We start from the raw sequence: 24,877 nt of genomic DNA, 5'->3' as shown, positions 1-24,877 counted from the left end.
GTGTAGGAACGCTTAATTTTTCAACCACGGAGATCTCACGATGGCAAGACATACGGATGCTGAGCAAACTACGCTGGATGACGATCTGAGAATGCTGACCGAGACGCTGGAAGAAGTGCTGCAATACACTGGCGATCGCGCGGATCAGGCTTACGTCGACATCAAGTCGCACGCCGAGCAGGCGCTGAGTGAGGTCAAGGCGCGCTGGGCGAACACCGGTGAATCCTACTACGCGCGCGCCAAAGAAGCGGTGCACCGCACCGACGACTACGTGCGGGATAAACCCTGGCACAGCGTAGGTATCGGCGCCACCGTCGGGCTGGTGCTGGGGCTGCTGCTGGCCCGTAAATAAATCACGGCATCGGGGCGGCGCAGGCCGCCTCGTGCTTTTCTGCAGGCAGTGTTGTTCATCTCGCCGTTTCCCCGCTAGCTTTCCCTGATCCCGCCTATACTTCCCGCAAGCCGCCGTCGGAGCGTCTCTATTTCCCTTGTTTTTGTATGGACGGATTGAGCTGGCGCCGCCTCAAGTGTAAAGTGTTTGTGTGTTTATTGTTTATTTTTTGTTCTAAATCAAATAATTATCTGGTGTAAACACCCAGGGATATACGGCGTTCTTGCGCTGGCGCAAAAGCCGTGAAAATAACACCTCATATAATACAGAGCGTAACTACAGGCGCGGTGTCCGTCGGCTGCGCCGGAGACGATCTCTGCTAACTGACTTGTGAGCGAACTATGTCGACAAGTGTTTTTAATCGCCGGTGGGCGGCTGTGCTGCTCGAGGCGCTGGCCCGCCATGGGGTGCGGCATGTTTGTATCGCTCCGGGATCGCGCTCCACGCCGCTGACGTTGGCCGCCGCAGCCAACCGATCGTTTATCTGTCATACCCATTTTGATGAGCGCGGGCTCGGCCATCTGGCGCTTGGGCTGGCGAAGGCGGCGCGTGAACCGGTGGCGGTGATCGTCACGTCCGGCACCGCGGCGGCGAACCTTTATCCCGCGTTGATCGAAGCCGGCCTGACCGGTGAGCGGCTGGTGTTTCTCACCGCCGATCGGCCGCCGGAGTTGATCGACTGCGGCGCCAATCAGGCGATCCGTCAAAACGGCCTCTACAGCAGCCACCCGACGCTGGCGATCGAGCTGCCGCGCCCAACGCCGGATATTCCGGCCGCGTGGCTGGCCTCCAGCGTCGACAGCGCGATGGCGCGCTTGCAGCACGGCGCTTTGCATATCAACTGCCCGTTCGCTGAACCGCTGTACGGCGGCGACGAACGTCACTATGCCGATTGGTCCGCCGCGCTGGGCGACTGGTGGCAGAGCGATCGTCCGTGGCTGCAGGAAAGCGAGACACATGCGGCGCCATTGCCGCAGCCGGACTGGTTCTTCTGGCGGCAAAAGCGCGGCGTGGTGCTCGCCGGCCGCATGAGCGCGCAAGAGGGCGCACAGGTGGCCGAATGGGCCGCAACGCTGGGCTGGCCGCTGATCGGCGACGTGCTGTCGCAGACCGGGCAACCGCTGCCCTGCGCCGATTTGTGGCTCGCTGATCCGCAGGCGCAACGCGTACTGCAAGATGCGCAGCTGGTGGTGCAGTTCGGCGGCAGCCTGACCGGCAAACGCCTGCTGCAGTGGCAGGCGCAGTGCCGGCCGGAAGAGTATTGGATCATTGACGAGCTGCCGGGGCGGCTCGATCCGGCCCAGCACCGGGGACGGCGCCTGCGCGCCGGCGTGGTGCAGTGGTTGACGCAGCATCCGGCGCAACCGCGCGCGCCGTGGGCTGCCGGGTTGGCCGCGCTGGCGGATAAGGCGCTGACGGCGGCGTCCACGCATCTGCACGATAACTTTGGCGAAGCGCAGCTGGCGCACCGCCTGCCGGAACTGCTGCCGGAGAACGGCCAGCTGTTTCTCGGCAACAGCCTGGTGGTGCGGCTGATCGACGCGTTAACGACGCTGCCTGCCGCTTACCCGGTATTCAGCAACCGCGGCGCCAGCGGTATCGACGGTCTGATTTCCACCGCCGCCGGCGTGCAGCGCGCCACTGCCAGGCCGACGTTGGCGGTGGTGGGCGACCTTTCCGCACTGTATGACCTCAATGCGCTGGCGCTGCTACGCCACTGTTCGGCGCCGACGGTGCTGATCGTCGTCAATAATAACGGCGGCCAAATTTTCTCGCTGCTGCCGACGCCGGAAGAGGATCGTCAGCGCTTTTACTGCATGCCGCAGAACGTCGAGTTCAGCCACGCGGCGGCGATGTTCCAGCTTGACTACGCGCGGCCAGAGAACTGGAGCCAGCTGCAACAGGCAGTTGAGCAAGGCTGGCGGCGCGGCGGCGCCACGCTGATAGAGCTGCAGGTGCCGCCGAGTGCGGGGGCCGAAAGCCTGCAATACCTGGTGCAACAGATGGCGGTGCAATGATGCTGGCGACGCGAATTTTGCAACAGGGCGAAGCGGGCCGCCCGTGGCTGGTGTGGCTGCACGGCCTGCTCGGCAACAACAATGAATGGCGCGTGATCGCCGCGCGCTGCCCGGAATGGCCGTCGTTGGCCATCGATCTGCCCGGCCACGGCGATTCCGTGGCGGTGACCTGCCGCGGTTTCGACGACATCAGTGCGCAAATCGCCGCTACGCTGCAACTGCGCAATATCGAACGTTATTGGCTGGTGGGCTATTCGCTCGGCGGGCGCATCGCCATGTATCACGCTTGCCACGGCCGCCATGCCGGCCTGCAAGGGGTGATCGTCGAGGGTGGCAACCCGGGGCTGAAGGACGAAGAACAGCGCCGCCGGCGCTGCGAGCAGGATGCGCTGTGGGCGGCGCGTTTTCGCAGTGAGCCGATCGCCGAGGTCCTGGCGGACTGGTACCAGCAGCCGGTGTTCAAAGAGCTCAGCCACGTGCACCGCCAGGCGCTGATCGCCGCGCGCTCGGTCAATAACGGCCCGGCGATCGCCGACATGCTCGAAGCCACCTCGCTCGGGCGGCAGCCCTATCTGGCGCCGCAGCTGCGCCAACTGAGCGTGCCGCTGCAGGTGCTGTGCGGTGAGAACGACCCCAAATTTCAACGGCTGGCGCGCGACGCCGGGTTGCCGTTGCGCATCGTGCCGCAGGCTGGGCACAACGCGCATCTGGCCAATCCGCAGGATTTCGTCGCCGAGCTGCAGACCTTTCTCGTTAACCCTGGTTAAAGGAACCGAACATGCTTTATCCGAATGAAGAACAGCTGTATGCCGCCATCGCCTGGCAGGATTGCACCGGCGATTTCGACGATATTCTGTATCACAAGTCCGCCGACGGCATCGCCAAAATCACCATTAACCGGCCGCAGGTGCGCAATGCGTTTCGCCCGCAAACGGTTAAAGAGATGATCGACGCGCTGGCCAACGCCCGTTACGACGACGGTATCGGCGTCATTATTCTGACCGGCGCCGGCGATAAGGCCTTCTGCTCCGGCGGCGATCAGAAAGTACGCGGCGACTACGGCGGCTATCGCGACGACAGCGGCGTGCATCACCTCAACGTGCTGGACTTCCAGCGCCAGATCCGCACCTGCCCGAAACCGGTAGTGGCGATGGTGGCCGGTTATTCGATCGGCGGCGGCCACGTGCTGCACATGATGTGCGATCTGACCATCGCGGCGGATAACGCCATCTTCGGCCAGACTGGCCCGAAAGTGGGCTCGTTCGACGGCGGCTGGGGCGCGTCTTACATGGCGCGCATCGTCGGCCAGAAGAAGGCGCGTGAAATCTGGTTCCTGTGCCGCCAGTACGATGCCGCTGCCGCGTTGGACATGGGCCTGGTCAATACCGTGGTGCCGTTGGCCGATCTGGAAAAAGAGACGGTGCGCTGGTGCCGAGAAATGTTGCAGAACAGCCCGATGGCGCTGCGCTGCCTGAAGGCGGCGCTGAACGCCGACTGCGACGGCCAGGCTGGTTTGCAGGAGCTGGCGGGCAACGCCACCATGCTGTTCTACATGACCGACGAAGGGCAGGAAGGGCGCAACGCGTTCAACGAGAAGCGTCAGCCGGACTTCAGCAAATTCAAGCGTAACCCGTAATGAGCGGGGTAAACCGCAGCGCGGCGCTTTACCGTTACAGCCTGCCGATGGAGGCGGGCGTGGTGCTGCGCAATCAGCGGTTGAAAACGCGTGACGGATGGGTGCTGCAGCTGCGTCAGGGCGAGCGTGAAGGCTGGGGCGAGATCGCGCCGCTGCCGGAATTCAGCCGAGAAACGTTGGCGCAGGCCGAACAGGCCGCGTTGGACTGGCTGCAGGCCTGGTTGGCGGGCAACGAACCGGATGACAGCACGCTGCCCTCGGTGGCCTTTGGGATTAGCTGCGCGCAGGCCGAGCTGGAGCAGCGCTTGCCGACGCAGGCGGATTTCCGCAAGGCGCCGCTGTGCACCGGCGATCCGGACGAGCTGTTCGAGATATTGAGCGCCTTGCCGGGCGAGAAAGTCGCGAAAGTGAAGGTGGGGCTGTATGAAGCGGTGCGCGACGGCATGATCGTCAACGTGCTGCTGGAGGCGCTGCCGGATCTGCGGCTGCGGCTGGATGCCAACCGCAGCTGGACCCGCGCCAAAGCCGACGGCTTCGCCAAATACGTCAACCCGGCGTGGCGCGATCGCATCGCCTTTTTGGAAGAGCCCTGCAAGACCCGTGATGAATCGCGCGATTTCGCCCAGGCGACCGGCATTGCCATTGCCTGGGATGAGAGCGTGCGTGAGGCGGATTTTGTGGTGCAGGCCGAGCCGGGTGTGGCGGCCATCGTGATCAAGCCGACGCTGGTCGGTAGCCTGACGTGCTGCCAGGCGCTGGTGGCGCAGGCGCATGCGGCGGGGCTGACGGCGGTGATCAGCTCCAGCATCGAGTCCAGCCTGGGGTTGACCCAGCTGGCGCGCATCGCCCGCTGGCTGACGCCGGACACCGTGCCGGGGCTGGACACGCTGGGGCTGATGCAGGCACAGGTGCTGCGGCCGTGGCCCGGCAGCGCATTGCCGCTGTTGGATATTTCGGCGCTGGAGTGCCTATGGCGCCGTTAAGCGATTGGCCGTGGCGGTACTGGGCACGCCTTCAACCGCAGGCGACGGCGCTGCTGCTCGGCGAACGGCCGCTGAGCTGGCTGGCGTTGCAAAGCCAGGTGGATGAGCTGGCGGCGGATTTTCAGCACCAGGGCGTGGAGCCGGGTTGCGGCGTGGCGCTGTGCGGTAAAAACAGCTATCCGCTGCTGTTGGCCTACCTGGCGCTGCTGCAATGCGGTGCGCGCCTGTTGCCGCTCAATCCCGCCTTGCCGACGCCGCTGCTGACGCAGCTGTTGCCCGAATTGGACATCACCTTTGCCTTCGGCCCGGATCCGTTGCCGGCACTGCCGGAAGAGGTGATTCGATTGACGCCGCCCTCGACCGAGCCGAGTTGGTCGAACCTGCCGACGTGGGATGTGCGGCGTCTGGCGACGCTGACGCTGACCTCGGGCTCCAGCGGTATGCCGAAAGCGGCGGCACACAGCTACGCCAACCATTTGGCCAGCGCCGCCGGGGTGTTGCGGCTGATGGATTTTCAGCGCGAGGATTGCTGGCTGCTGTCATTGCCGCTGTTTCACGTCTCCGGCCAGGGCATTGTCTGGCGCTGGCTGGCGGCGGGCGCACGGCTGGCGGTGCGCGAGATGCATCCGTTGGCCGAGGCATTGGCGGGCTGCACGCACGCCTCGCTGGTGCCGACACAGCTCTGGCGGCTGCTGGCGCAACCGCTGACGGGCATGACGCTGAAAGAGGTGCTGCTCGGCGGCGCAATGATCCCGGTGGCGCTGACCGAACGGGCGGAGGCGGCGGGGATCCGCTGCTGGTGCGGCTACGGGCTGACCGAACTGGCTTCCACGGTGTGCGCCAAGCGCGCCGATGCGCGGCCAGGCGTCGGCCTGCCGCTCGGCGGCCGTGAGGTAAAACTGGTGGACGAAGAAGTCTGGATCCGCGCCGACAGCCTGGCGCTCGGCTACTGGCGTCATGGCCATCTGCAGCCGCTGGCCGATGAACAGGGCTGGTTTGCGACCCGCGATCGCGGCGCGATGGCCGAGGGAGAACTGCGTATTCTCGGCCGGTTGGACAACCTGTTTTTCAGCGGCGGTGAAGGGGTGCAGCCGGAGGATATCGAACGCGTGCTGGCGGCGCATCCGCAGATCACGCAGGTGTTTGTGGTGCCGGTGGCGGACGCCGAGTTCGGCCAGCGGCCGGTGGCGGTGATCGACGGCGAACCGTCACTGTCGCTGGCGGCGTTGCTCGCCTGGTCGCAGGATAAGCTGGCCAATTTCCAACGCCCGGCGGCGTTGCTCCCGCTGCCTGACGAGCTGAAAAACGGCGGCATCAAAATTTCGCGCCGCCAGTTGCAGCAGTGGGTGGCGCAGCGTCTCTCTCAGGCATAAAAAAGCCGCCCGAAGGGCGGCTGAGTGGATGGCAGCAGGGGGTTATTTCAACCCCAACGCCCTGGCGACGCCAGCGCCGTAGTCCGGGTGCACCTTGGTGAACAGCTCGACCTGACGGCGCTGGATGTGTTCCGGCACCTGCGACAGTTCGCCGGCGATGCGGGTGAACATGCGCTGGTGCTCTTCGGCGCTCAGCAGGTTGAACAGCGCGCGCGGCTGGCTGTAGTAATCGTCGTCTTCACGATGATTCCAGTGGTCGGCCGCGCCCTCAATGCTCAGCGGCGGTTCGCTGAAGTCCGGCTGCTCCTGGAACAGGCCGAAGCTGTTCGGTTCGTAGGTGGCACCGTTGCCGCTGTTGCCGTCCACGCGCATCGCGCCGTCGCGATGATAGTTGTGGAACGGGCATTTGGCGCCGTTCACCGGGATCTGGTGGTGGTTGACGCCCAAGCGGTAGCGGTGCGCATCGCCATAGGAGAACAGACGGCCCTGCAGCATTTTATCCGGCGAGAAACTGATGCCCGGCACCACGTTGGCGGGGTTCATCGCCACCTGTTCAACCTCTGAGAAGTAGTTGTCGGGGTTGCGGTTCAGCTCGAAATAGCCGACGTCGATCAGCGGATAGTCGCCGTGCGGCCACACCTTGGTCAGATCGAACGGGTTATACGGCGTCTGCGAGGCTTCGTGTTCCGGCATGATCTGAATTTGCAGCTTCCAGCGCGGGAAGTCACCGCGTTTGATCGCGTCGAACAGATCGCGCTGTGAGCTTTCGCGATCCTTGGCGATGATCGCTTCCGCTTCGTCATCCATCAGGTTTTCAATGCCTTGCTCGCAGCGGAAGTGGAATTTCACCCAGAAACGTTCGTTGGCGGCATTGATAAAGCTGAAGGTGTGGCTGCCGAAACCGTGCATATGACGGTAAGATTTCGGAATGCCGCGATCGCTGAAGTCGATGGTCAACTGGTGCAGCGATTCTGGCAGGTGGGAGAAGAAGTCCCACTTGTAGACGGGGTTGCGCAGGTTGGTATGCGGATCGCGTTTCACCACGTGGTTGAGATCGGGGAATTTCAGCGGATCGCGCAGATAGAACACCGGCGTATCGTTACCCACCAAATCCCAGTTGCCTTCTTCGGTATAGAACTTCATGGCGAAGCCGCGAATGTCGCGTTCGGCATCGGCGGCGCCGCGCTCACCGGCGACGGTGGAGAAGCGGATAAACATGTCGGTCTGTTTGCCGACTTCGGAGAAGATCTTGGCGCGCGTGTAGCGGGTGATGTCGTGGGTGACGGTAAAGGTGCCATAGGCGCCGGATCCTTTGGCGTGCATGCGGCGCTCGGGGATAACTTCACGGTCGAAGTGGGCCAGTTTTTCCAGGAACCACACGTCCTGCAACAGCATCGGGCCGCGTTTGCCTGCGGTGATCACGTTATTGTTATCGACAACCGGGGCGCCGGCTGCGGTGGTCAGTCCTTTCTTGCTCATCACTTGCTCCTTATCGTAGTGCAGTTAAGTAAAGACTCGGGCGGTTTAAGCGTTCATCAGCATAGTCCTTTGTCGGGGCTTCTTCCCCTGACCTTGGTCAAAGCCACTACTAGTTGTAGCTCTATTGCCGAGCGGCGGCAAATAGGTCTCGGTTATCGTTGGCATTGCCTTGACGAATATGGATTGTTGTTTGCAAATATTTACATTTATTTGATTATTGACGAATTTTTTCGCTTTTATCCCTTAAATACTCATTGCGCTTTGGTATAGACTCGTGACGTTATTATTATGCGTTGATTCGATCATTCGGTACGGATGACAAACCAGAGGGAAAGATGATGAAAAAGACTTGGGTCGCGTGCGCGGCAGGATTGCTGTTGGTGACCGGCGCGGCGAACGCCATCAGCGTGTCGGGCGAAGCCGGGCAACACTACACCAACCTGGGCGTTGGCATGAGCACCGGCTCTTCTGGTCTGGGCCTGACCGGCAACTGGGCGCGCAGCGACCACGACGGCAACGTCGGCAGCGTGGGGCTGAACTTCGGGGTGCCGCTGGGGCCGTTGACGGCGACCGTGGGCGCCAAAGCGCTGTACCTCAGCCCGAAAGACGGGAAGAGCGGCGGGGCGGTGGCGCTGGGCGGCGGCCTGGAGTGGGAGATCAACCGCTACTTCAGCCTGCACGGCGAAGGTTACTTTGCCCCTGACTCTTTCACCAGCGGCGTGAAGGCCTATAACGAAGCCAGCGGCGGTCTGCGCTGGAAGTTCCGCCCGCTGAGCGTGGACGTGGGCTACCGTTACATGCAGATGGAAGGCAAAGACGGGCGTCGCGACAATACGCTGGCCGATGGCCCTTACGTTGGCGTAGGTCTGAGCTTCTGACGCTACGAAAAAGGGGCCATTCAGGCCCCTTTGTTCTTTCTGTTCCGCTTACCCTACCGCGGGCAGCATGCCGCTGGCGATGCCCAGTTGAATGGCGATTACCGTTACCCCGCAGACAAACACCAATGCCAACGCAGGCGTACCGCCCCAGACGCGATACTGCGCCTGATGTGTTTGGCGCGTTTTCCACACCAGCAGTGAAGGCAACAGCAGGGCCAGCACCGACAGAGCGATGGCGGCGAATCCCAACGCCAGCACGAAGCCGCGCGGGTAGAACAGCGCGAAGGCCAGCGGCGGCAGGAAGGTGATGGCGCCGGTTTGCAGGCGGCCACGCACGTTGTCTTGCCGCTTGAACAGGTCGGCCAGGAAATCGAACAGCCCGAGCGCCACGCCGAGGAACGAGGTTGCCAGCGCCAGATCGGCGAACAGGTGCACCGCCAGTTCAACGTGCGGCGAAGCGACCGCGTCGCGCACCGCCTGCAACAGGCCGTTCAGCCCGGCCTGCTGCGCCAGGATGCCGACGAAGGTGTCGGAGCTGATGCTGCCCAGTGTCGCCAACTGCCAGAAAATATAGGCGATCAGCGGGATCGCGCTGCCGATGATAAACACCCACCGCAGTTTGCGAATGTTGCCGCCCATGTAGTTGACGATGCTCGGCACGCTGCCGTGGAAGCCGAAGGAGGTGAAAATCACCGGAATGGCCGACAGCGCCAGGCCTTGCTCCAGCGGCAACGTCATCAGGTTGGTCTGGTGGATATTCGGCAACATCAGGCCGAGCATCACCACCAGGAACACCACTTTGGCGCTGAACAGGATGCGGTTGAACAAATCGACCGAGTGGGTGCCGATGCACACCACGCCGCCGGCCACCAGAGTAAACAACAGAACGCCGAGCGACACCGGGAAGTCCTGGGATGTCCATTGGCTGATGCTGGTGGCGAGCAATTCGCCGGCGCCGCTGATATAGGCGGCGGTGAGGGCGTACATCAGAAACATCATGCTGAAGCTGGTCAGCCACTGGCCGCCGCCGCCGAGATAACGTTTGGCGAGGGTGCCCAGACCGGTATCCGCCTGCTCATGCTGGTAGACCTCTACCAGCAGCAGCGCGGTGTAACACATCAACAGCCACAGCCCGACCAGTAAGGCCAGCGTGACGCCGAAGCCTACGCCGGCCGCTGCCAGCGGCATCGCCAGCATCCCGGCGCCAATGGTGGTGCCCGCCACGATAAAAACACTGCCAAGAGTGCGATTCTTCACGTTTTTTCTCTACCAGCCGAAAGATTTTGAAAATTATAGGTAACGATTTATGAGGATGGCAGGATAGTGGAAGCCCTAATTTGTGTCAAACCGGCGTTACGCATAATGTACATTAATGTTTACATTGCGGCGGGCTGCATGGCGCATGAGGAACGGGCCCATGGCTGAAATTATCCGCAGGCGGCTAGTGAAAAGTTATTTACGGGCTTCTATAGTGGAATGACCAAAAAATGTGGGAGAGATCAATGTTAAGAGTGGAGATGCTCAGCACCGGCGATGAAGTGCTGCACGGGCAAATTATTGATACCAACGCCGCCTGGCTGGCGGACTACCTGTTCCAGCAGGGCGTGCCGATGAGCGGGCGGGAAACGGTCGGGGACAGCCTCTCTGCGTTGATCGAGATCCTGCAGGAACGAAGCCATATCGCCGATGTGCTGATCGTCAACGGCGGCCTGGGGCCGACCAGCGACGATCTCAGCGCGCTGGCCGCCGCGAAAGCCTGTGGCGTCGAACTGGTTGAACGGGCCGACTGGCTGGCGCGCATGGAAGCCTATTTCGCCGGACGCGGGCGGCCGATGGCCCCTTCCAACCGCAAGCAGGCGCAGATCCCGGCCAACGCGGAAATACTGGATAACCCGGTGGGCACCGCCTGTGGGTTCGCGCTGCAGCTGAACAAGTGTCAGATGTTCTTCACCCCCGGCGTGCCGTCGGAATTCAAAGTGATGGTCGAACAGCAGATCGTGCCGCGCCTGCGGCAGCGCTTCACCTTGCCGGCGCCGCCGCTGTGTTTGCGCCTGACGACGTTCGGCACCTCCGAGAGCGATCTGGCCGCCGAGCTGGACAGTATGCCGCTGCCGCCGGAAGTGGTGCTGGGTTACCGTTCCTCCAGCCCGATCATCGAGCTGAAACTGACCGGGCCGGAAAGCCGGCGTGCGGAAATGGAGCAGGCCTGGCGACGCGTGCGCGAGGTGGCGGGGGACAACTGCATCTTTGAAGGCACCGCCGGGTTGCCGGCGACGCTGACGCAGCGCCTGAATCAGCAAGGGCTTAAGCTGGCGTTGAGCGAGCAGTTCAGCGCTGGGTTGATCAATCTGCAGATGCAAAGCGAAGGGGCGCCGCTGGCGGGGGGCGAGCTGCTGCCGGCGCATTGCATCGAAACGCTGGAAACGACGCTGGCGCGCGCCCGCTCGCTGGCGGAATTGACCGGTGCGCCGTTGGCGTTGGCGGTCAGCGCCATGCGTGACGAGCAGGTGAGCATTGCGCTGCACACGCCGCGCGGCGGGATTGGCCAGACCGTGCGTTATCGTGCGTCGCGCCACGGCCTGCGACTGCGGCAGGAGTCGGTGGCAATGCTGGCGCTGGATATGCTGCGCCGTTGGCTGAATGGGGGCCAGGCATGCGGTAAAAACGCCTGGCTGGAGGTGGTGGAAATTATCGAGTGACGGTCATGGCGCTGAGTCGCCGGCGTCACTGTTTTGCTGCAGCCGTTCGGACGCCAGATGTGAAAGGCGTATCGCCGCCGCGCCCCGCGTTTGCAGATCTGCACCATAGTCCTTGAGCGCCTGCGCGGCGCTGCCGGCCTGCGCCAGATGCATCGCCAGGCTGGCGGCGTCCGCCAATGCGGTGTTGGCGCCGAGCCCTCCCGCCGGGCTCATGGCGTGCACGGCGTCGCCGAGAAAGGCGATGCGTTCGCTGTGCCACACCGGCATCGCCTTCGTGACCTGCACCGCCCGCACGCTGAGCGACAGGGGATCCGCCAGAGTTAGCGCCGTTTGCAAGGCGGGCGCCCATCCCTGCGAGATATGCCGTACGCGCGCCTGCAGCGCCGCGCTTCCCTCCGTCCGCACCGGCCCGCCGAGCCGTGCAGCCGATCCGATACAGGCCCAATAGAGATAGTCGCCGACCGGCGTGAGGTGGCAATCCGGCGCATAGTCGGCTGCCAGCTGCGCCATGGGCGCCTGAAAGCGCATCGGTTCAATCACCAGCGATAAGCCATCGGCGAAGACGACCGACACGCCGTGCAGCAGTTCGGGGGCCAATCGGGCACGGGTCGCCGCATCGAGCGGCGTTTTGCCGTAAAGGGTGACCGCACCGCTGTCTTCGGGCGTAGCCTCCGGCAGGCAGCGCCGCCGCACCAGCGAGTTGACGCCGTCGGCGGCGATCAGCACATCGACCCGCACTTGCTCGCCGTTGGCGAACTGAAGTTCCACGCCCTGCGGCGTTTGTGCAAATTCACGCAGGGTATAACCGAAACGCACCTGCTCTTGCAGACCGGCGAGCAGGATTTCGCGCAGCGTTTGCCGATGAACGCCGAGGTCGCCGCTCGGTTCCTGCGCCTGCGGCGGGCTGGAGGGCAGCCAGTGCTCGGGGCGTCGGGCGTTGAGCGGGGCAAACTGTGGATCCCACAGATTGCTCTCGCCGCTGTTTTGCGCGCTGCCGGCGCAGAGCAACCGGTAGTGCGCCGGCGGCAGGCAGGCGGCCAGTGCCTGCTGGCCCGTCGGATCGATGCGCAGCCGGTAGCCCTGATCGCGCGCCTGCGGCGTGGTGTCGCGTTCAAACACCGTGGCGTGGATGCCGAAGCGGCGCAGCCCCTGGGCCAGACACAGACCGCCTGGCCCGGCGCCGATAATGCCAATGCTGAGTGTTGTCATCATGTTCCCTCGTGAGTCAGTGGCCACAGACGGGAGCGGCCGGAAGCATTTCATTATGTCGGCGCAGGGAAAGGTTGGTATAACGGCATTTGGACTAAAAATAGTGATAAGTGGCCAATATGAACGATAACCCTCACTTCGCCGACGCTGACTGCAGCGAATGGTCGGCGGGCCCCTGGCTGATCGCCCTTGGTGGCCGCGACGCGGTAGGCCAGGAGTATCGGTTGGGCACGCGCGAATACGACTGGCATCAGCATGTGCGCGGGCAGTTGCTGTGCGTCGAAAGCGGTTTGCTGCATGTACGCACGGCGCGCGGCGATTGGGTGCTGCCGCCGCAGCGAGCGGGGTGGATCCCGCCGGCGACGGAGCACCGGGTGCAGGTCTGCGGCGCGCTGAGCGGCTGGAGTTTGCTGCTGGCGCCGGAGGCCTGCAACGATCTGTCGAATAAACCCTGCGTCGTCGGCATTAGCGCCGTGCTGCAGGCGCTGGCTCTGCGAGCAGAAGGCTGGGATAAGCACAGTGCGCTCACCCTGGAGCAGGATCGCATGGCGCAAGTGATGCGGGATGAGATACGTCTGGCGCCGACGGAACCGCTGCATTTGCCGATGTCGTCCCATCCGCGCCTGGCCGGCGTTCTGCAAGCCTTGCTGGCGCAGCCGGGGAGCGAGCGTTCGCTGGAAGCCTGGGCCGAGTGGGGAGCGATGTCGCCACGCACTCTGCGGCGGCTGATGATCGGCGAGACGGGGTTGAGTTTTGCCCAGTGGCGTCAGCAGGCCCGGTTGTCATATGCATTGGCGAAGCTGGCCGAAGGCGAAACGGTGCTGCAGATTGCGGAAACGCTGGGATATGCCTCGCCGAGCAATTTTATCGCCATGTTTCGTAAAGCCTTTGGCGATTCTCCGGCGCGTTATTTTTCCGCCTCGGCAGGAAAGGGGCGCTAAGCGAAATACTTTGAAGATAGTTATATATCCCTGGTTAATCATAATCTTACAGGGGATATTCGCGGCGAGCGAATGCTGTTACTCTTTTGGCGGGTGCTTGAGACTGTTCGTCTTGGGCATTGTGTGACAAGGCGGATAGATGAAAGCCCCAGACTGACTCTCAATCAGAATGGGGCTGCCCTAACGCCTAGACACCGTTATGGTAGCCCCTTCACAGCAAGGAGGCAAGCATGCGCTTAAAGCATGTGTTTCACTCGCTAACCGTTGTATGTATTACGGTTTTGTTATTTATCTGGATGATAAGAGACTCGCTGTGCGAGCTGAAAATCTACCAGGAAAATATCACTATCCTGATCAGGTTGGCGTGTGAGGTGAAGCGGTAATCATAGGGCGGGGGCAACCCCGCCTTCTGGTCTCCAGGCGCGGTTTCCGGCACCCGACTTTACATTTCCAGTTCGATATCCGTCAGCGGCATGCAGCAGCAGGGCAGGATCTCACCGGCGTTGATAAACGCCAGCGGCTGTTGGCGATAGGCCACTTCGCCTTTCACCAGTTTCAGACGGCAGGCGCCGCAATAGCCGGATCGGCACTGGTACTCCACCTGCACGTCGTGCAGTTCCAGCACGTCGAGCAGGCAGTTTTCACTATTGGGGCAGGAGAGCTGCGTGCCGGCGGCGCGCAGCGTTACGATTGGCGTCGCCATCGCTTACAGTTCGAAGTCGCTCAGGTCGTCGGCGTTGATCTCCGAGTCGATCTGGCCAACCAGGTAGGAGCTCACTTCCACTTCCTGCGGCGCCACCTGTACGTTGTCGGACACCAACCAGGCGTTGATCCACGGGATCGGGTTGGAGCGGGTTTCGAACGGCAGACCGAGGCCGACCGCCTGCATGCGGATATTGGTGATGTACTCCACATACTGGCACAGGATGTCTTTGTTCAGGCCGATCATCGAACCGTCGCGGAACAGGTATTCCGCCCACTCTTTTTCCTGTTGGGCGGCCAGCACGAACAGATCGTAGCACTGTTGCTGGCATTCTTCGGCGATCTCTGCCATTTCCGGATCGTCGGCGCCGGAACGCATCAGGTTCAGCATGTGCTGGGTGCCGGTCAGATGCAACGCTTCGTCGCGGGCGATCAGCTTGATGATTTTGGCGTTGCCTTCCATCAGTTCGCGCTCGGCGAACGCGAAGGAGCAGGCAAAGCTGACGTAGAAGCGGATCGCTTCCAGCGCGTTCACGCTCATCAGGCACAGGTACAGCTGCTTTTTCAGCGCACGCAGATTGACGGTGACGGTTTTACCGTTCACCTGGTGGGTGCCTTCACCCAGCAGGTGATAGTAGCTGGTCATCTCGATCAGGTCGTCGTAGTAACCGGAAATGTCTTTCGCGCGCTTTTTGATCTCTTCGTTGGTGACGATATCGTCGAACACCAGCGCCGGATCGTTGACGATATTGCGGATGATATGGGTGTAGGAACGGGAGTGGATGGTCTCGGAGAACGACCAGGTTTCCACCCAGGTTTCCAGCTCAGGGATCGAGATCAGCGGCAGCAGCGCGACGTTCGGGCTGCGGCCCTGGATGGAATCCAGCAGCGTCTGATACTTCAGGTTGCTGATGAAGATGTGCTTCTCGTGCTCCGGCAGCGCCTGGTAATCGATGCGATCGCGGGAGACGTCAACTTCTTCCGGGCGCCAGAAGAAGGAGAGCTGTTTTTCGATCAGTTTTTCGAAGATTTCATGCTTTTGCTGGTCGAAACGCGCAACGTTTACCGACTGGCCGAAGAACATCGGCTCTTGCAGCTGGTCGTTTTTGGTCTGAGAAAAAGTGGTGTAAGCCATAAGCCTGAATCCATCGTAACGTGGCTAAATGAAGGGGCCGGAAAATTCCGGCCCGCTAGGTCAAACTTTAGATCTTGCAGGCGCCGCTTTCGCAGTCGTCATCGCCGGCCTTGGCAGGCTGCAAATCTTCCTGGGCGTCTTCCGCGCCGTCGCGGGTGTTTTGGTAGTACAGCGTTTTCACGCCGAACTTGTAGGTGGTGAGCAGGTCTTTCAACAGCTGCTTCATCGGCACCTTGCCGCCCGGGAAGCGGGTCGGATCGTAGTTGGTGTTGGCCGAAATCGACTGGTCGATGAATTTCTGCATCAGCCCCACCAGCTGCAGATAGCCGTCGTTGCTCGGCATTTCCCACAGCAGCTCGTAGTTGTCTTTCAGACGCTCATACTCCGGCACCACCTGGCGCAGGATGCCGTCTTTCGACGCCTTGATGCTGATGTGGCCGCGCGGCGGCTCGATGCCGTTGGTGGCGTTGGAAATCTGCGAAGAGGTTTCCGATGGCATCAGCGCAGACAGGGTCGAGTTGCGCAGGCCGGTTTCCTGGATCTCTTTACGCAGGGTTTCCCAGTCGTAGTGCAGCGGCTCGTTGCAGACCGCATCCAAATCTTTCTTGTAGGTGTCGATCGGCAGGATGCCCTGCGAATAGGTGGTTTCTTTGAACCACGGGCAAGCGCCTTGCTCCTGAGCCAGACGGTTGGAGGCTTTCAGCAGGTAGTACTGAATGGCTTCGAACGTTTTGTGCGTCAGGTTGTTGGCGCTGCCGTCGGAGTAGCGCACGCCGTTCTTCGCCAGGTAATAAGCGAAGTTGATGACGCCGATGCCCAGGGTGCGGCGGCCCATCGCGCCACGGTGCGCAGCCTTGATCGGATAATCCTGATAATCCAGCAGGGCGTCGAGTGAACGCACCGCCAGGGTCGCCAATTCTTCCAGATCGTCCAGGCTGTCGATCGCGCCCAGGTTGAAAGCGGACAGGGTGCACAGCGCAATCTCGCCGTTTTCGTCGTTGACGTCTTCCAGCGGCTTGGTCGGCAGCGCGATTTCCAGGCACAGGTTGGACTGACGCACCGGCGCGATCTGCGGATCGAACGGGCTGTGGGTGTTGCAGTGGTCGACGTTCTGGATGTAGATGCGGCCGGTAGAGGCGCGCTCTTGCATCATCAGCGAGAACAGCTCAACCGCTTTCACACGCTTCTGGCGAATGCTGTCGTCTTTCTCGTACTGAGTGTACAGGCGCTCGAATTCGTCCTGATCGGCGAAGAATGCGTCGTACAGCCCCGGCACATCGGACGGGCTGAACAGGGTGATGTCTTCGCCCTTGATCAGACGCTGGTACATCAGGCGGTTCAACTGCACGCCGTAGTCCATGTGACGCACGCGGTTACCTTCAACGCCGCGGTTGTTTTTCAACACCAGCAGGCTTTCCACTTCCAGGTGCCACATCGGGTAGAACAGCGTTGCCGCGCCACCGCGCACGCCGCCCTGAGAGCAGGATTTGACGGCGGTCTGGAAATGTTTGTAGAACGGGATACAGCCGGTATGGAAGGCTTCACCGCCACGGATCGGGCTGCCCAGTGCGCGGATGCGGCCGGCGTTGATGCCGATGCCGGCGCGCTGAGAAACGTATTTCACAATGGCGCTGGAGGTGGCGTTGATGGAGTCCAGGCTGTCGCCGCACTCGATCAGCACGCAGGAGCTGAACTGGCGGGTTGGCGTGCGCACGCCGGACATGATCGGCGTAGGCAGCGAAATCTTGAAGGTGGAAATCGCGTCGTAGAAACGCTTTACGTAGTCCAGACGGGTTTCACGCGGGTAGTTGGAGAACAGGCACGCGGACACCAGTAAGTACAGGAACTGGGCGCTTTCGTAGATCTCGCCGCTGACGCGGTTCTGCACCAGGTACTTGCCTTCCAGCTGCTTGACGGCGGCATAGGAGAAGTTCATGTCGCGCCAATGATCGATAAAGGAATCCATCTGCTCGAACTCTTCAGCGCTGTAGTCTTCCAGCAGATGCTTATCGTATTTGCCCATCTCGACCATGCGAGTGACGTGGGCGTGCAGCTTCGGCGGCTCGAACTGGCCATAAGCCTTTTTGCGCAGGTGGAAGATCGCCAGGCGAGCGGCCAGGTACTGATAGTCCGGCGCATCGCGGGAGATCAGGTCGGCTGCGGCTTTGATGATGGTTTCATGAATGTCGGCGGTTTTGATGCCGTCATAAAACTGAATGTGTGAACGCAACTCTACTTGAGAAACCGAGACGTTGTGTAATCCCTCTGCGGCCCAATCAATGACCCGGTGGATTTTGTCGAGATTGATGCGCTCTTTACGGCCATCGCGTTTAGTTACAAGCAGACTTTGGTTCATGTGGTGTTTTACCTGTCCGTATGGTGCCCCTAAGCAGAAGTGTAGTCGCTCTGCTCAGTATGTAAACACTATATATAGGGGTTGTATGTCGGTGAGGTAACAAGATAGTGAGAAAAAACGGCGTTTGCAAGTGAACAAAACTGGCCTAATTTGTGGATAACTTGGGGGTGAAATGTAACTTGCCGTTCGCAGTGCGCGCCGTGACTGGCGCGACAAGCTTGTCAATAAGCGCGATCAGATTTTACTGAAAAACTGAAAAAACCGATCGTTTGGCGCTTTATTAAACGTTAGAAAAAAACGGCATATTGATCTGATTTAATATTCTAAAAAACTGTTTACAACGGCTATTTTGATCGAAGTCGTGGAAATTAGGTATTTTTCCGAATGTGCCAATGGCGCCGCCCCCCGGTAATGCAGGGCCGGCGCGGTTTACAACGCTTAGCCTTCGTGCTGGGTGTGCACCATGTAGTTCACGTCAACGTTGCGCCCAAGCTTGAAATGATCGGTGATTGGGTTGTAATGCAGGCCGATCATGTGCTTTTCGCGCAGCGGCGTGCCGTCGACCCAGCCGATCAGTTCGGAAGGGCGAATGAACTTCTTATGATCGTGGGTGCCCTGCGGCACCATCTTCAGCACGTACTCTGCGCCGATCACCGCCATCAGCCAGGCTTTGGTGTTGCGGTTGATGGTGGAGAAGAATACGTGGCCGCCCGGTTTCACCAGATGGGCGCAGGCGCGCACCACCGAGGCCGGATCCGGCACGTGCTCCAGCATCTCCATGCAGGTGACCACGTCGTAGCGTTGCGGGTTGGCCTGGGCGTGGCTTTCCACCGTCTCCTGCACATAGGTGACGTCCATGCCGCTTTCCAGCGCGTGCAGCCGGGCGACCTGCAGCGGCTCCGCGCCCATGTCCAACCCGGTCACCTTGGCGCCTTCGCGCGCCATGCTTTCTGCCAGAATGCCGCCGCCGCAGCCTACATCGAGCACCTGCTTGTCAAAAATGCCGCCGGCGCGCTGCATGATGTAGTTCAGGCGCAGCGGGTTGATGCGGTGCAGCGGTTTGAACTCGCCTTCCAGATCCCACCAGCGAGAGGCGACGGCCTCGAACTTGGCGATTTCCTGGTGGTCAACGTTTTGCACTCGGCTGGATGATTCTGCGTTCATGGGCTGGTCTGGCTCCTTGTTCTCGTTGCGCGGATTATACATGTTCCGGCGCGGCATCGTCTGCGCCGATGCGTTTTTAGCGCACTTATCTGCACAATTTCCGTGAAACAGCGGCGGTTATTTTCCCGTAAAGCGTGCTTTGTGATATAGTTTTACACCTTTGCCACTATGGCAGCGGGCAGATGAATCATTAGTAGAGGGATAGCAGCTCCATGAGCGACCTTGCCAGAGAAATCACACCGGTAAACATCGAAGACGAGTTGAAAAACTCGTATCTGGACTATGCGATGTCCGTTATTGTCGGACGTGCGCTGCCAGATGTTCGTGATGGACTGAAACCGGTTCACCGCCGCGTTCTGTACGCGATGAGCGTATTGGGTAACGACTGGAATAAACCATACAAGAAATCGGCCCGTGTCGTCGGGGACGTGATCGGTAAATATCACCCGCACGGTGACAGCGCGGTTTACGACACTATCGTGCGTATGGCTCAGCCGTTTTCACTGCGCTACATGCTGGTGGACGGCCAGGGTAACTTCGGTTCCGTCGACGGCGACTCCGCCGCGGCGATGCGTTATACCGAAGTGCGCATGTCCAAGATTGCTCACGAACTGTTGGCGGACCTGGAAAAAGAAACCGTCGACTTCGTGCCTAACTATGATGGCACAGAGCAGATCCCGGCCGTCATGCCGACCAAGATCCCGAACCTGCTGGTCAACGGCTCGTCGGGCATCGCCGTGGGCATGGCCACCAATATTCCACCGCACAACCTCGCTGAAGTCGTCAACGGTTGCCTGGCCTATATCGATGATGAAAACATCAGCATCGAAGGGCTGATGGAGCACATTCCGGGGCCAGACTTCCCGACGGCGGCGATCATCAACGGCCGTCGCGGCATTGAAGAGGCCTATCGCACCGGGCGCGGCAAAATCTACCTGCGCGCGCGCGCGGAAGTGGAAGCCGATGCTAAAACCGGCCGCGAAACCATCATCGTTCACGAGATCCCGTATCAGGTGAACAAGGCGCGTCTGATCGAGAAGATCGCCGAGCTGGTGAAAGAAAAGCGCGTGGAAGGCATCAGCGCGCTGCGCGACGAGTCTGATAAAGACGGCATGCGCATCGTGATCGAAGTCAAACGCGACGCGGTCGGCGAAGTGGTGCTGAACAACCTGTATGCGCTGACGCAACTGCAGGTCACCTTCGGCATCAACATGGTCGCGCTGCATCAGGGCCAGCCTAAGCTGCTGAACCTGAAAGACATCCTCGAAGCCTTCGTGCGTCACCGCCGCGAAGTGGTCACCCGCCGCACCATCTTCGAACTGCGCAAGGCCCGCGACCGCGCCCATATCCTGGAAGCGCTGGCCATCGCGCTGGCCAACATCGATCCGATCATCGAGCTGATTCGCCGTGCGCCGACGCCGGCGGAAGCGAAAGTCGCGCTGGTGGCGCAGCCGTGGGATCTGGGCAACGTCAGCGCCATGCTGGAACGCGCCGGTGACGACGCCGCCCGCCCTGAGTGGCTGGAGCCGGAGTTCGGCATCCGTGACGGCAAGTACTACCTGACCGAGCAGCAGGCTCAGGCGATTCTGGATCTGCGTCTGCAGAAACTGACCGGCCTGGAGCACGAAAAGCTGCTGGAAGAATATAAAGAGCTGCTCAACTTTATCGCCGAGCTGATCTTTATTCTGGAAAGCCCAGAGCGCCTGATGGAAGTGATCCGCGAAGAGTTGGTGGCAGTCAAAGAGCTGTACAACGACGGCCGCCGTACCGAGATCACCGCCAATACTTCCGACATCAACATCGAAGACCTGATCAACCAGGAAGACGTGGTGGTGACTCTGTCTCATCAGGGCTACGTGAAGTATCAGCCGCTGTCCGACTATGAAGCTCAGCGCCGCGGCGGCAAAGGCAAGTCCGCCGCGCGTATTAAAGAAGAAGACTTTATCGATCGCCTGCTGGTGGCCAACACCCACGATACGATCCTGTGCTTCTCCAGCCGTGGCCGCCTGTACTGGATGAAGGTGTACCAACTGCCTGAAGCCAGCCGTGGCGCACGCGGTCGCCCAATCGTCAACCTGTTGCCGCTGGAAGCCGATGAGCGTATCACCGCCATCCTGCCGGTGCGCGAGTATGAAGAAGGGCGCCACGTGTTCATGGCCACCGCCAGCGGTACCGTGAAGAAAACCGCGCTGACCGAGTTCAGCCGTCCGCGCAGCGCCGGCATCATCGCCGTTAACCTCAACGAGGGCGACGAGCTGATCGGTGTCGATCTGACCGACGGCAGCAACGAAGTGATGCTGTTCTCCGCCAACGGTAAAGTGGTGCGCTTCCCGGAAACGCAAGTGCGTTCGATGGGCCGTACCGCAACCGGCGTGCGCGGCATCAACCTCGGTGAAGGCGACAGCGTGATCTCCCTGATCGTGCCGCGCGGCGAAGGCGACATCCTGACCGTCACGCAGAACGGCTTCGGTAAACGTACCGCCGTGACCGAGTACCCGACCAAGTCACGCGCCACTCAGGGGGTTATCTCCATCAAGGTGAGCGAGCGTAATGGCCAGGTGGTCGGTGCCGTGCAGGTGGAAACCAGCGACCAGATCATGATGATCACCGATGCCGGCACGCTGGTGCGTACCCGCGTTTCGGAAGTCAGCGTGGTGGGCCGTAACACCCAGGGCGTGACGTTGATCCGCACGGCAGAGGACGAAAACGTCGTCGGTCTGCAGCGCGTGGCCGAACCGGTGGAAGACGAAGAGCTGGACAGCCTGGAACCGGGCGCGGAAGCGGTGGAAGAAGACACCACGCCGCTGGACGATGGCGACGACGCGGCTGAGCCGATGGACGACGACAACGTTTAAAGCAAGGTGAGGGCGTCGGCATGCCGACACCGTAATGCACTGAGACAAAAGGGCCTGGCAGCGATGCTAGGCCCTTTTTCAGTTATATGGTTTAATTGGCGCACCGAGCCGCCGGCCGCCGCGCCGGCGACAACGCGCGCCGCCACTGACTTTCGTATGGTATCCGATTGAAATACTTAGCCTCTTTTCGAACTACGCTGAAGATATCCCGCTATCTGTTCCGGGTGCTGGCGATTTTGCTGTGGTCGTTGGGAGCGCTGCTCACCACCTTTTATATTCTGAATATCCTGCATCAGAAAGAATCGGATATCCGGCAGGACTACAACCTCAACTTCGATCAGGCGCAGGGCTACATCCGTCATTCGGCCGACATCATCCGCGACATCAAGTATATGGCGGAGAACCGTCTCAACGGATCGGTCAGTAGCCTGGACATGTTCAGCGGCGTGTTTCCCGGCAAGGGCAGCCCGCCGCAATTCTTTCCGCTGTACCCGGAGTCCAACTGCGCGCTGAGCACCACCTACCGCAGTTCGCTCGATTCGCTGAGCGGCCTGATCCAGTATTGGAAAGAGAACTTCGTGGCGGCCTACGACCTCAACCGGGTGTTCTTCATCGGCGGTGACAGCCTGTGTATGGCGGAGTTCGGCGGCGGCAACGCGAGCGCCAATCGGGAAAACGTGCTGAAGTCGCTGCACGAGCGCATTCTGAAATACCGCAATGCCAAGAATCTGGACAAAGACAACAACCTGTATTGGGTTAGCCCCAGCGCGCAGCGGCCGGACGTCGGCTATCTGTATGTGCTGACGCCGATCTATATCGGTAATAAGCTGGAGGCGTTGCTGGGCATCGAACAAACCGTTCGGCTGGAAGATTTCGTCACCGCCGGCAACCTGCCGATTGGCGTCACGCTGCTGGATGAGAACAACGAGCCGGTGCTGCGCCTGGCGGACGGCGATCGCTATGCCGCTTCGCTCAACAGCTATCCCGCAGAGCATGCCTACTTCGGCTATGTCGACAATTATCGCGACCTGATCCTGAAGAAAGCGCTGCCGCCTTCTTCGCTGAGCATCGTCTATGCGCTGCCGGTGAAAAGCGTGGTGGAACGCTTCAAAATGTTGATCCTCAACGCGCTGTTGCTGAACCTGTTGTCGGCCATCGTGCTGTTCACGCTGGCGTGGCTGTTTGAGCGCAAGATGTTCCTGCCCGCGGAGGACAATGCGTTTCGCCTGGAAGAGCACGAGCAGTTCAACCGCAAGATCGTCGCTTCGGCGCCGGTGGGCATCTGTATCCTGCGCATCAGCGACGGCACCAATATCCTGAGTAACGAACTGGCGCACAACTACATCAACCTGTTGACCCACGAAGATCGCGATCGCATTACGCGCATCATTTGCGAACAGCAGGCGAATTTCGTCGATGTGATGACAAGCAACAACAACAACCTGCAGATCAGCTTTGTCCACTCGCGCTACCGTAACGAAGAGGTGGCGATTTGCGTGCTGGTGGACGTCAGCGCCCGCGTGAAGATGGAAGAGTCGTTGCAGGAGATGGCGGCGGCGGCGGAGCAAGCCAGCCAGTCCAAATCGATGTTCCTGGCCACCGTCAGCCATGAGCTGCGCACGCCGCTGTACGGCATTATCGGCAACCTCGATCTGCTGCAGACCAAGGCGCTGCCGCAAGGGGTCGATCGGCTGGTCAATGCGATGAACAACTCCTCCGGTCTGCTGTTGAAAATCATCAGCGATATTCTCGACTTCTCCAAAATTGAGTCCGAGCAGCTGAAGATAGAACCGCGCGAGTTTTCCTGCCTGGAGGTGATCACCCATATCGCCGGCAACTATTTGCCGCTGGTGGTCAAGAAACGTCTGGGGCTGTACTGCTTTATCGAACAGAACGTGCCGGAGCGCATTTTCGGCGATCCGGTGCGGCTGCAGCAGGTGCTTTCCAATCTGGTGAACAACGCCATCAAGTTCACCGATACCGGCTGTATCGTGCTGCAGGTCTGCACCCGCGGCAGCTACCTGGAGTTCAGCGTGCGCGATACCGGTGTCGGCATCCCGGAGAAGGAGATCTCGCGCCTGTTCGATCCGTTCTTCCAGGTGGGCACCGGCGTGCAGCGCCATTTCCAGGGAACCGGCCTGGGGTTGGCGATCTGTGAGAAACTGATCAACCTGATGGACGGCGATATCGCCGTGGAATCCGAACCGGGCCTGGGCAGCTTGTTCAGCATCCGCATTCCGCTGTTCAACGCTCAGTTCCCCATCCCGCAGGCCAGCGATACCTGGCAGGGCCGCCGACTGTGGCTGGATATCCGCAATCAGCGGCTGGAAAGCTACCTGATGGCGATTCTGGGGGGCTACGGCGCCGATATCCAGCGCTATGATGGCCAAGAGACCGCCGCCGGAGAGGTGATGCTCAGCGATCATCCGCTGATGCTGGACACGCCGCTGCTGGCTCAGATCCAATTCTCCACCGAGCATATCGGCCCATCGCAGGAAACACGGCCGGGTTATTGGATGCACAGCACCTCCACGCCGCGTGAAACGCTGAGCTTGCTCAACCGGTTGTTCGGCGTCGGCAGCGGCGCGGCAGAGGCGCTGGTGCAGCTGCCGGTGCCTGCCAAGGCCAGCGCGGCGGACAACGGCGATATTCATCTGCTGGTGGTTGACGATCATCCGATCAACCGTCGTCTGCTGTCCGATCAGCTGGGATCGCTGGGGTATCAGGTGGTGACCGCCAACGATGGCGTCGACGCGCTCGGCGTGCTGAAACAGCACCACGTCGATATTGTGCTGACCGACGTCAATATGCCGAATATGGACGGCTATCGTCTGACGCAGGAGCTGCGGCAGATGCAGTTCAGCGCGCCGGTGATCGGCGTGACGGCGAACGCGTTGGCGGAAGAGAAGCAGCGCTGCCTCGAGGCGGGTATGGATAATTGCCTGTCGAAACCGGTCACGCTGGAGACGTTGGAGCAGACGCTGGCTTACTACAGCCAACAGGTGCGCTACAGCCGCAGCGAGGCTTGAAAAGCAAACAGGCACGGCGGATGCCGTGC

The 24,877-nt window shown here is 60.9% G+C and carries 19 protein-coding genes; 12 read left to right on the top strand and 7 right to left on the bottom strand.

Annotated features, from left to right (window positions below):
- The first annotated feature begins 40 nt into the window (after positions 1-40).
- The 6 genes from elaB to menE all read left to right on the top strand — a co-directional run bounded on the left by elaB (position 41) and on the right by menE (position 6,401).
- Positions 41-352, top strand: a complete 312-nt coding sequence (gene elaB, locus QDT79_RS21165; RefSeq protein WP_025160172.1) for a stress response protein ElaB — start codon at positions 41-43, stop codon at positions 350-352.
- Between the two features lie 380 nt (positions 353-732).
- Positions 733-2,409 carry a 2-succinyl-5-enolpyruvyl-6-hydroxy-3-cyclohexene-1-carboxylic-acid synthase gene (gene menD, locus QDT79_RS21160; protein ID WP_308317030.1) on the top strand — a complete coding sequence of 559 codons (1,677 nt, stop codon included), beginning with the start codon at positions 733-735 and terminating at the stop codon, positions 2,407-2,409.
- A complete protein-coding gene (gene menH, locus QDT79_RS21155) occupies positions 2,406-3,176 on the top strand; it encodes a 2-succinyl-6-hydroxy-2,4-cyclohexadiene-1-carboxylate synthase (RefSeq protein WP_308317029.1) in 771 nt (256 codons plus the stop codon). Before menD ends, menH begins: the two co-directional genes overlap by 4 nt.
- A gap of 11 nt (positions 3,177-3,187) precedes the next feature.
- Entirely contained in the window at positions 3,188-4,045 is an 858-nt protein-coding gene (gene menB / locus QDT79_RS21150) for a 1,4-dihydroxy-2-naphthoyl-CoA synthase (RefSeq protein ID WP_063989000.1), read from the top strand.
- Positions 4,045-5,028 carry an o-succinylbenzoate synthase gene (gene menC / locus QDT79_RS21145; protein ID WP_308317028.1) on the top strand — a complete coding sequence of 328 codons (984 nt, stop codon included), beginning with the start codon at positions 4,045-4,047 and terminating at the stop codon, positions 5,026-5,028. Before menB ends, menC begins: the two co-directional genes overlap by 1 nt.
- On the top strand, positions 5,016-6,401 hold the full coding sequence (menE, locus tag QDT79_RS21140) for an o-succinylbenzoate--CoA ligase (RefSeq protein WP_308317027.1): 1,386 nt from the start codon (positions 5,016-5,018) through the stop codon (positions 6,399-6,401). Before menC ends, menE begins: the two co-directional genes overlap by 13 nt.
- A gap of 42 nt (positions 6,402-6,443) precedes the next feature.
- Here menE and katA read toward each other — a convergent pair whose 3' ends face one another.
- Entirely contained in the window at positions 6,444-7,880 is a 1,437-nt protein-coding gene (gene katA / locus QDT79_RS21135; protein ID WP_063989003.1) for a catalase KatA, read from the bottom strand.
- 338 nt (positions 7,881-8,218) lie between these two features.
- Here katA and QDT79_RS21130 point away from each other — a divergent pair, with 338 nt between their 5' ends.
- Positions 8,219-8,758 carry a YfaZ family outer membrane protein gene (locus tag QDT79_RS21130; RefSeq protein ID WP_025303646.1) on the top strand — a complete coding sequence of 180 codons (540 nt, stop codon included), beginning with the start codon at positions 8,219-8,221 and terminating at the stop codon, positions 8,756-8,758.
- A 48-nt stretch (positions 8,759-8,806) separates the two neighbouring features.
- Here the strand turns inward: QDT79_RS21130 and tyrP are convergent, their stop codons facing one another.
- Positions 8,807-10,015 (bottom strand): tyrosine transporter TyrP, encoded by a 1,209-nt coding sequence (gene tyrP, locus QDT79_RS21125; RefSeq protein WP_063989004.1) that lies wholly within the window; start codon positions 10,013-10,015, stop codon positions 8,807-8,809.
- Between the two features lie 245 nt (positions 10,016-10,260).
- Here tyrP and QDT79_RS21120 point away from each other — a divergent pair, with 245 nt between their 5' ends.
- Positions 10,261-11,457, top strand: coding sequence for a nicotinamide mononucleotide deamidase-related protein YfaY (locus QDT79_RS21120; protein WP_063989005.1), 1,197 nt, complete (start codon positions 10,261-10,263; stop codon positions 11,455-11,457).
- Positions 11,458-11,460: 3 nt separating this feature from the next.
- Here QDT79_RS21120 and QDT79_RS21115 read toward each other — a convergent pair whose 3' ends face one another.
- Positions 11,461-12,669 carry an FAD-dependent oxidoreductase gene (locus QDT79_RS21115; RefSeq protein ID WP_233221925.1) on the bottom strand — a complete coding sequence of 403 codons (1,209 nt, stop codon included), beginning with the start codon at positions 12,667-12,669 and terminating at the stop codon, positions 11,461-11,463.
- Positions 12,670-12,785: 116 nt separating this feature from the next.
- Between QDT79_RS21115 and QDT79_RS21110 the strand changes: the two genes are divergently transcribed.
- The gene (locus tag QDT79_RS21110) at positions 12,786-13,607 is read left to right on the top strand and encodes an AraC family transcriptional regulator (protein WP_063989007.1); all 822 of its coding nucleotides are present in this window, start codon (positions 12,786-12,788) and stop codon (positions 13,605-13,607) included.
- A gap of 230 nt (positions 13,608-13,837) precedes the next feature.
- Positions 13,838-13,990, top strand: a complete 153-nt coding sequence (locus QDT79_RS21105) for a Hok/Gef family protein (RefSeq protein WP_033635303.1) — start codon at positions 13,838-13,840, stop codon at positions 13,988-13,990.
- A gap of 59 nt (positions 13,991-14,049) precedes the next feature.
- Here QDT79_RS21105 and yfaE read toward each other — a convergent pair whose 3' ends face one another.
- The 4 genes from yfaE to ubiG form a co-directional block, all read right to left on the bottom strand.
- Positions 14,050-14,310 (bottom strand): class I ribonucleotide reductase maintenance protein YfaE, encoded by a 261-nt coding sequence (gene yfaE / locus QDT79_RS21100; RefSeq protein WP_033653779.1) that lies wholly within the window; start codon positions 14,308-14,310, stop codon positions 14,050-14,052.
- A 3-nt stretch (positions 14,311-14,313) separates the two neighbouring features.
- Positions 14,314-15,444, bottom strand: a complete 1,131-nt coding sequence (gene nrdB, locus QDT79_RS21095) for a class Ia ribonucleoside-diphosphate reductase subunit beta (RefSeq protein WP_019453694.1) — start codon at positions 15,442-15,444, stop codon at positions 14,314-14,316.
- 67 nt (positions 15,445-15,511) lie between these two features.
- Positions 15,512-17,800, bottom strand: coding sequence for a class 1a ribonucleoside-diphosphate reductase subunit alpha (gene nrdA / locus QDT79_RS21090; protein WP_063989008.1), 2,289 nt, complete (start codon positions 17,798-17,800; stop codon positions 15,512-15,514).
- Positions 17,801-18,238: 438 nt separating this feature from the next.
- Positions 18,239-18,964 (bottom strand): bifunctional 2-polyprenyl-6-hydroxyphenol methylase/3-demethylubiquinol 3-O-methyltransferase UbiG, encoded by a 726-nt coding sequence (gene ubiG / locus QDT79_RS21085; RefSeq protein WP_025303640.1) that lies wholly within the window; start codon positions 18,962-18,964, stop codon positions 18,239-18,241.
- A 212-nt stretch (positions 18,965-19,176) separates the two neighbouring features.
- On the opposite strand from ubiG, the gene gyrA reads away from it, so the two are divergent.
- Positions 19,177-21,819 (top strand): DNA topoisomerase (ATP-hydrolyzing) subunit A, encoded by a 2,643-nt coding sequence (gyrA, locus tag QDT79_RS21080; RefSeq protein ID WP_107227617.1) that lies wholly within the window; start codon positions 19,177-19,179, stop codon positions 21,817-21,819.
- A 167-nt stretch (positions 21,820-21,986) separates the two neighbouring features.
- Positions 21,987-24,848, top strand: coding sequence for a two-component system sensor histidine kinase RcsC (rcsC, locus tag QDT79_RS21075; RefSeq protein WP_107227618.1), 2,862 nt, complete (start codon positions 21,987-21,989; stop codon positions 24,846-24,848).
- The last annotated feature ends 29 nt before the right edge of the window (positions 24,849-24,877 follow it).

The organism is Serratia marcescens (assembly GCF_029846115.1).
In the GTDB taxonomy this organism is placed as follows: domain Bacteria; phylum Pseudomonadota; class Gammaproteobacteria; order Enterobacterales; family Enterobacteriaceae; genus Serratia; species Serratia marcescens_L.
The sequence above is the reverse complement of the archived record's forward strand: the minus strand, read 5'-3'. Positions and strand labels throughout refer to the sequence as shown.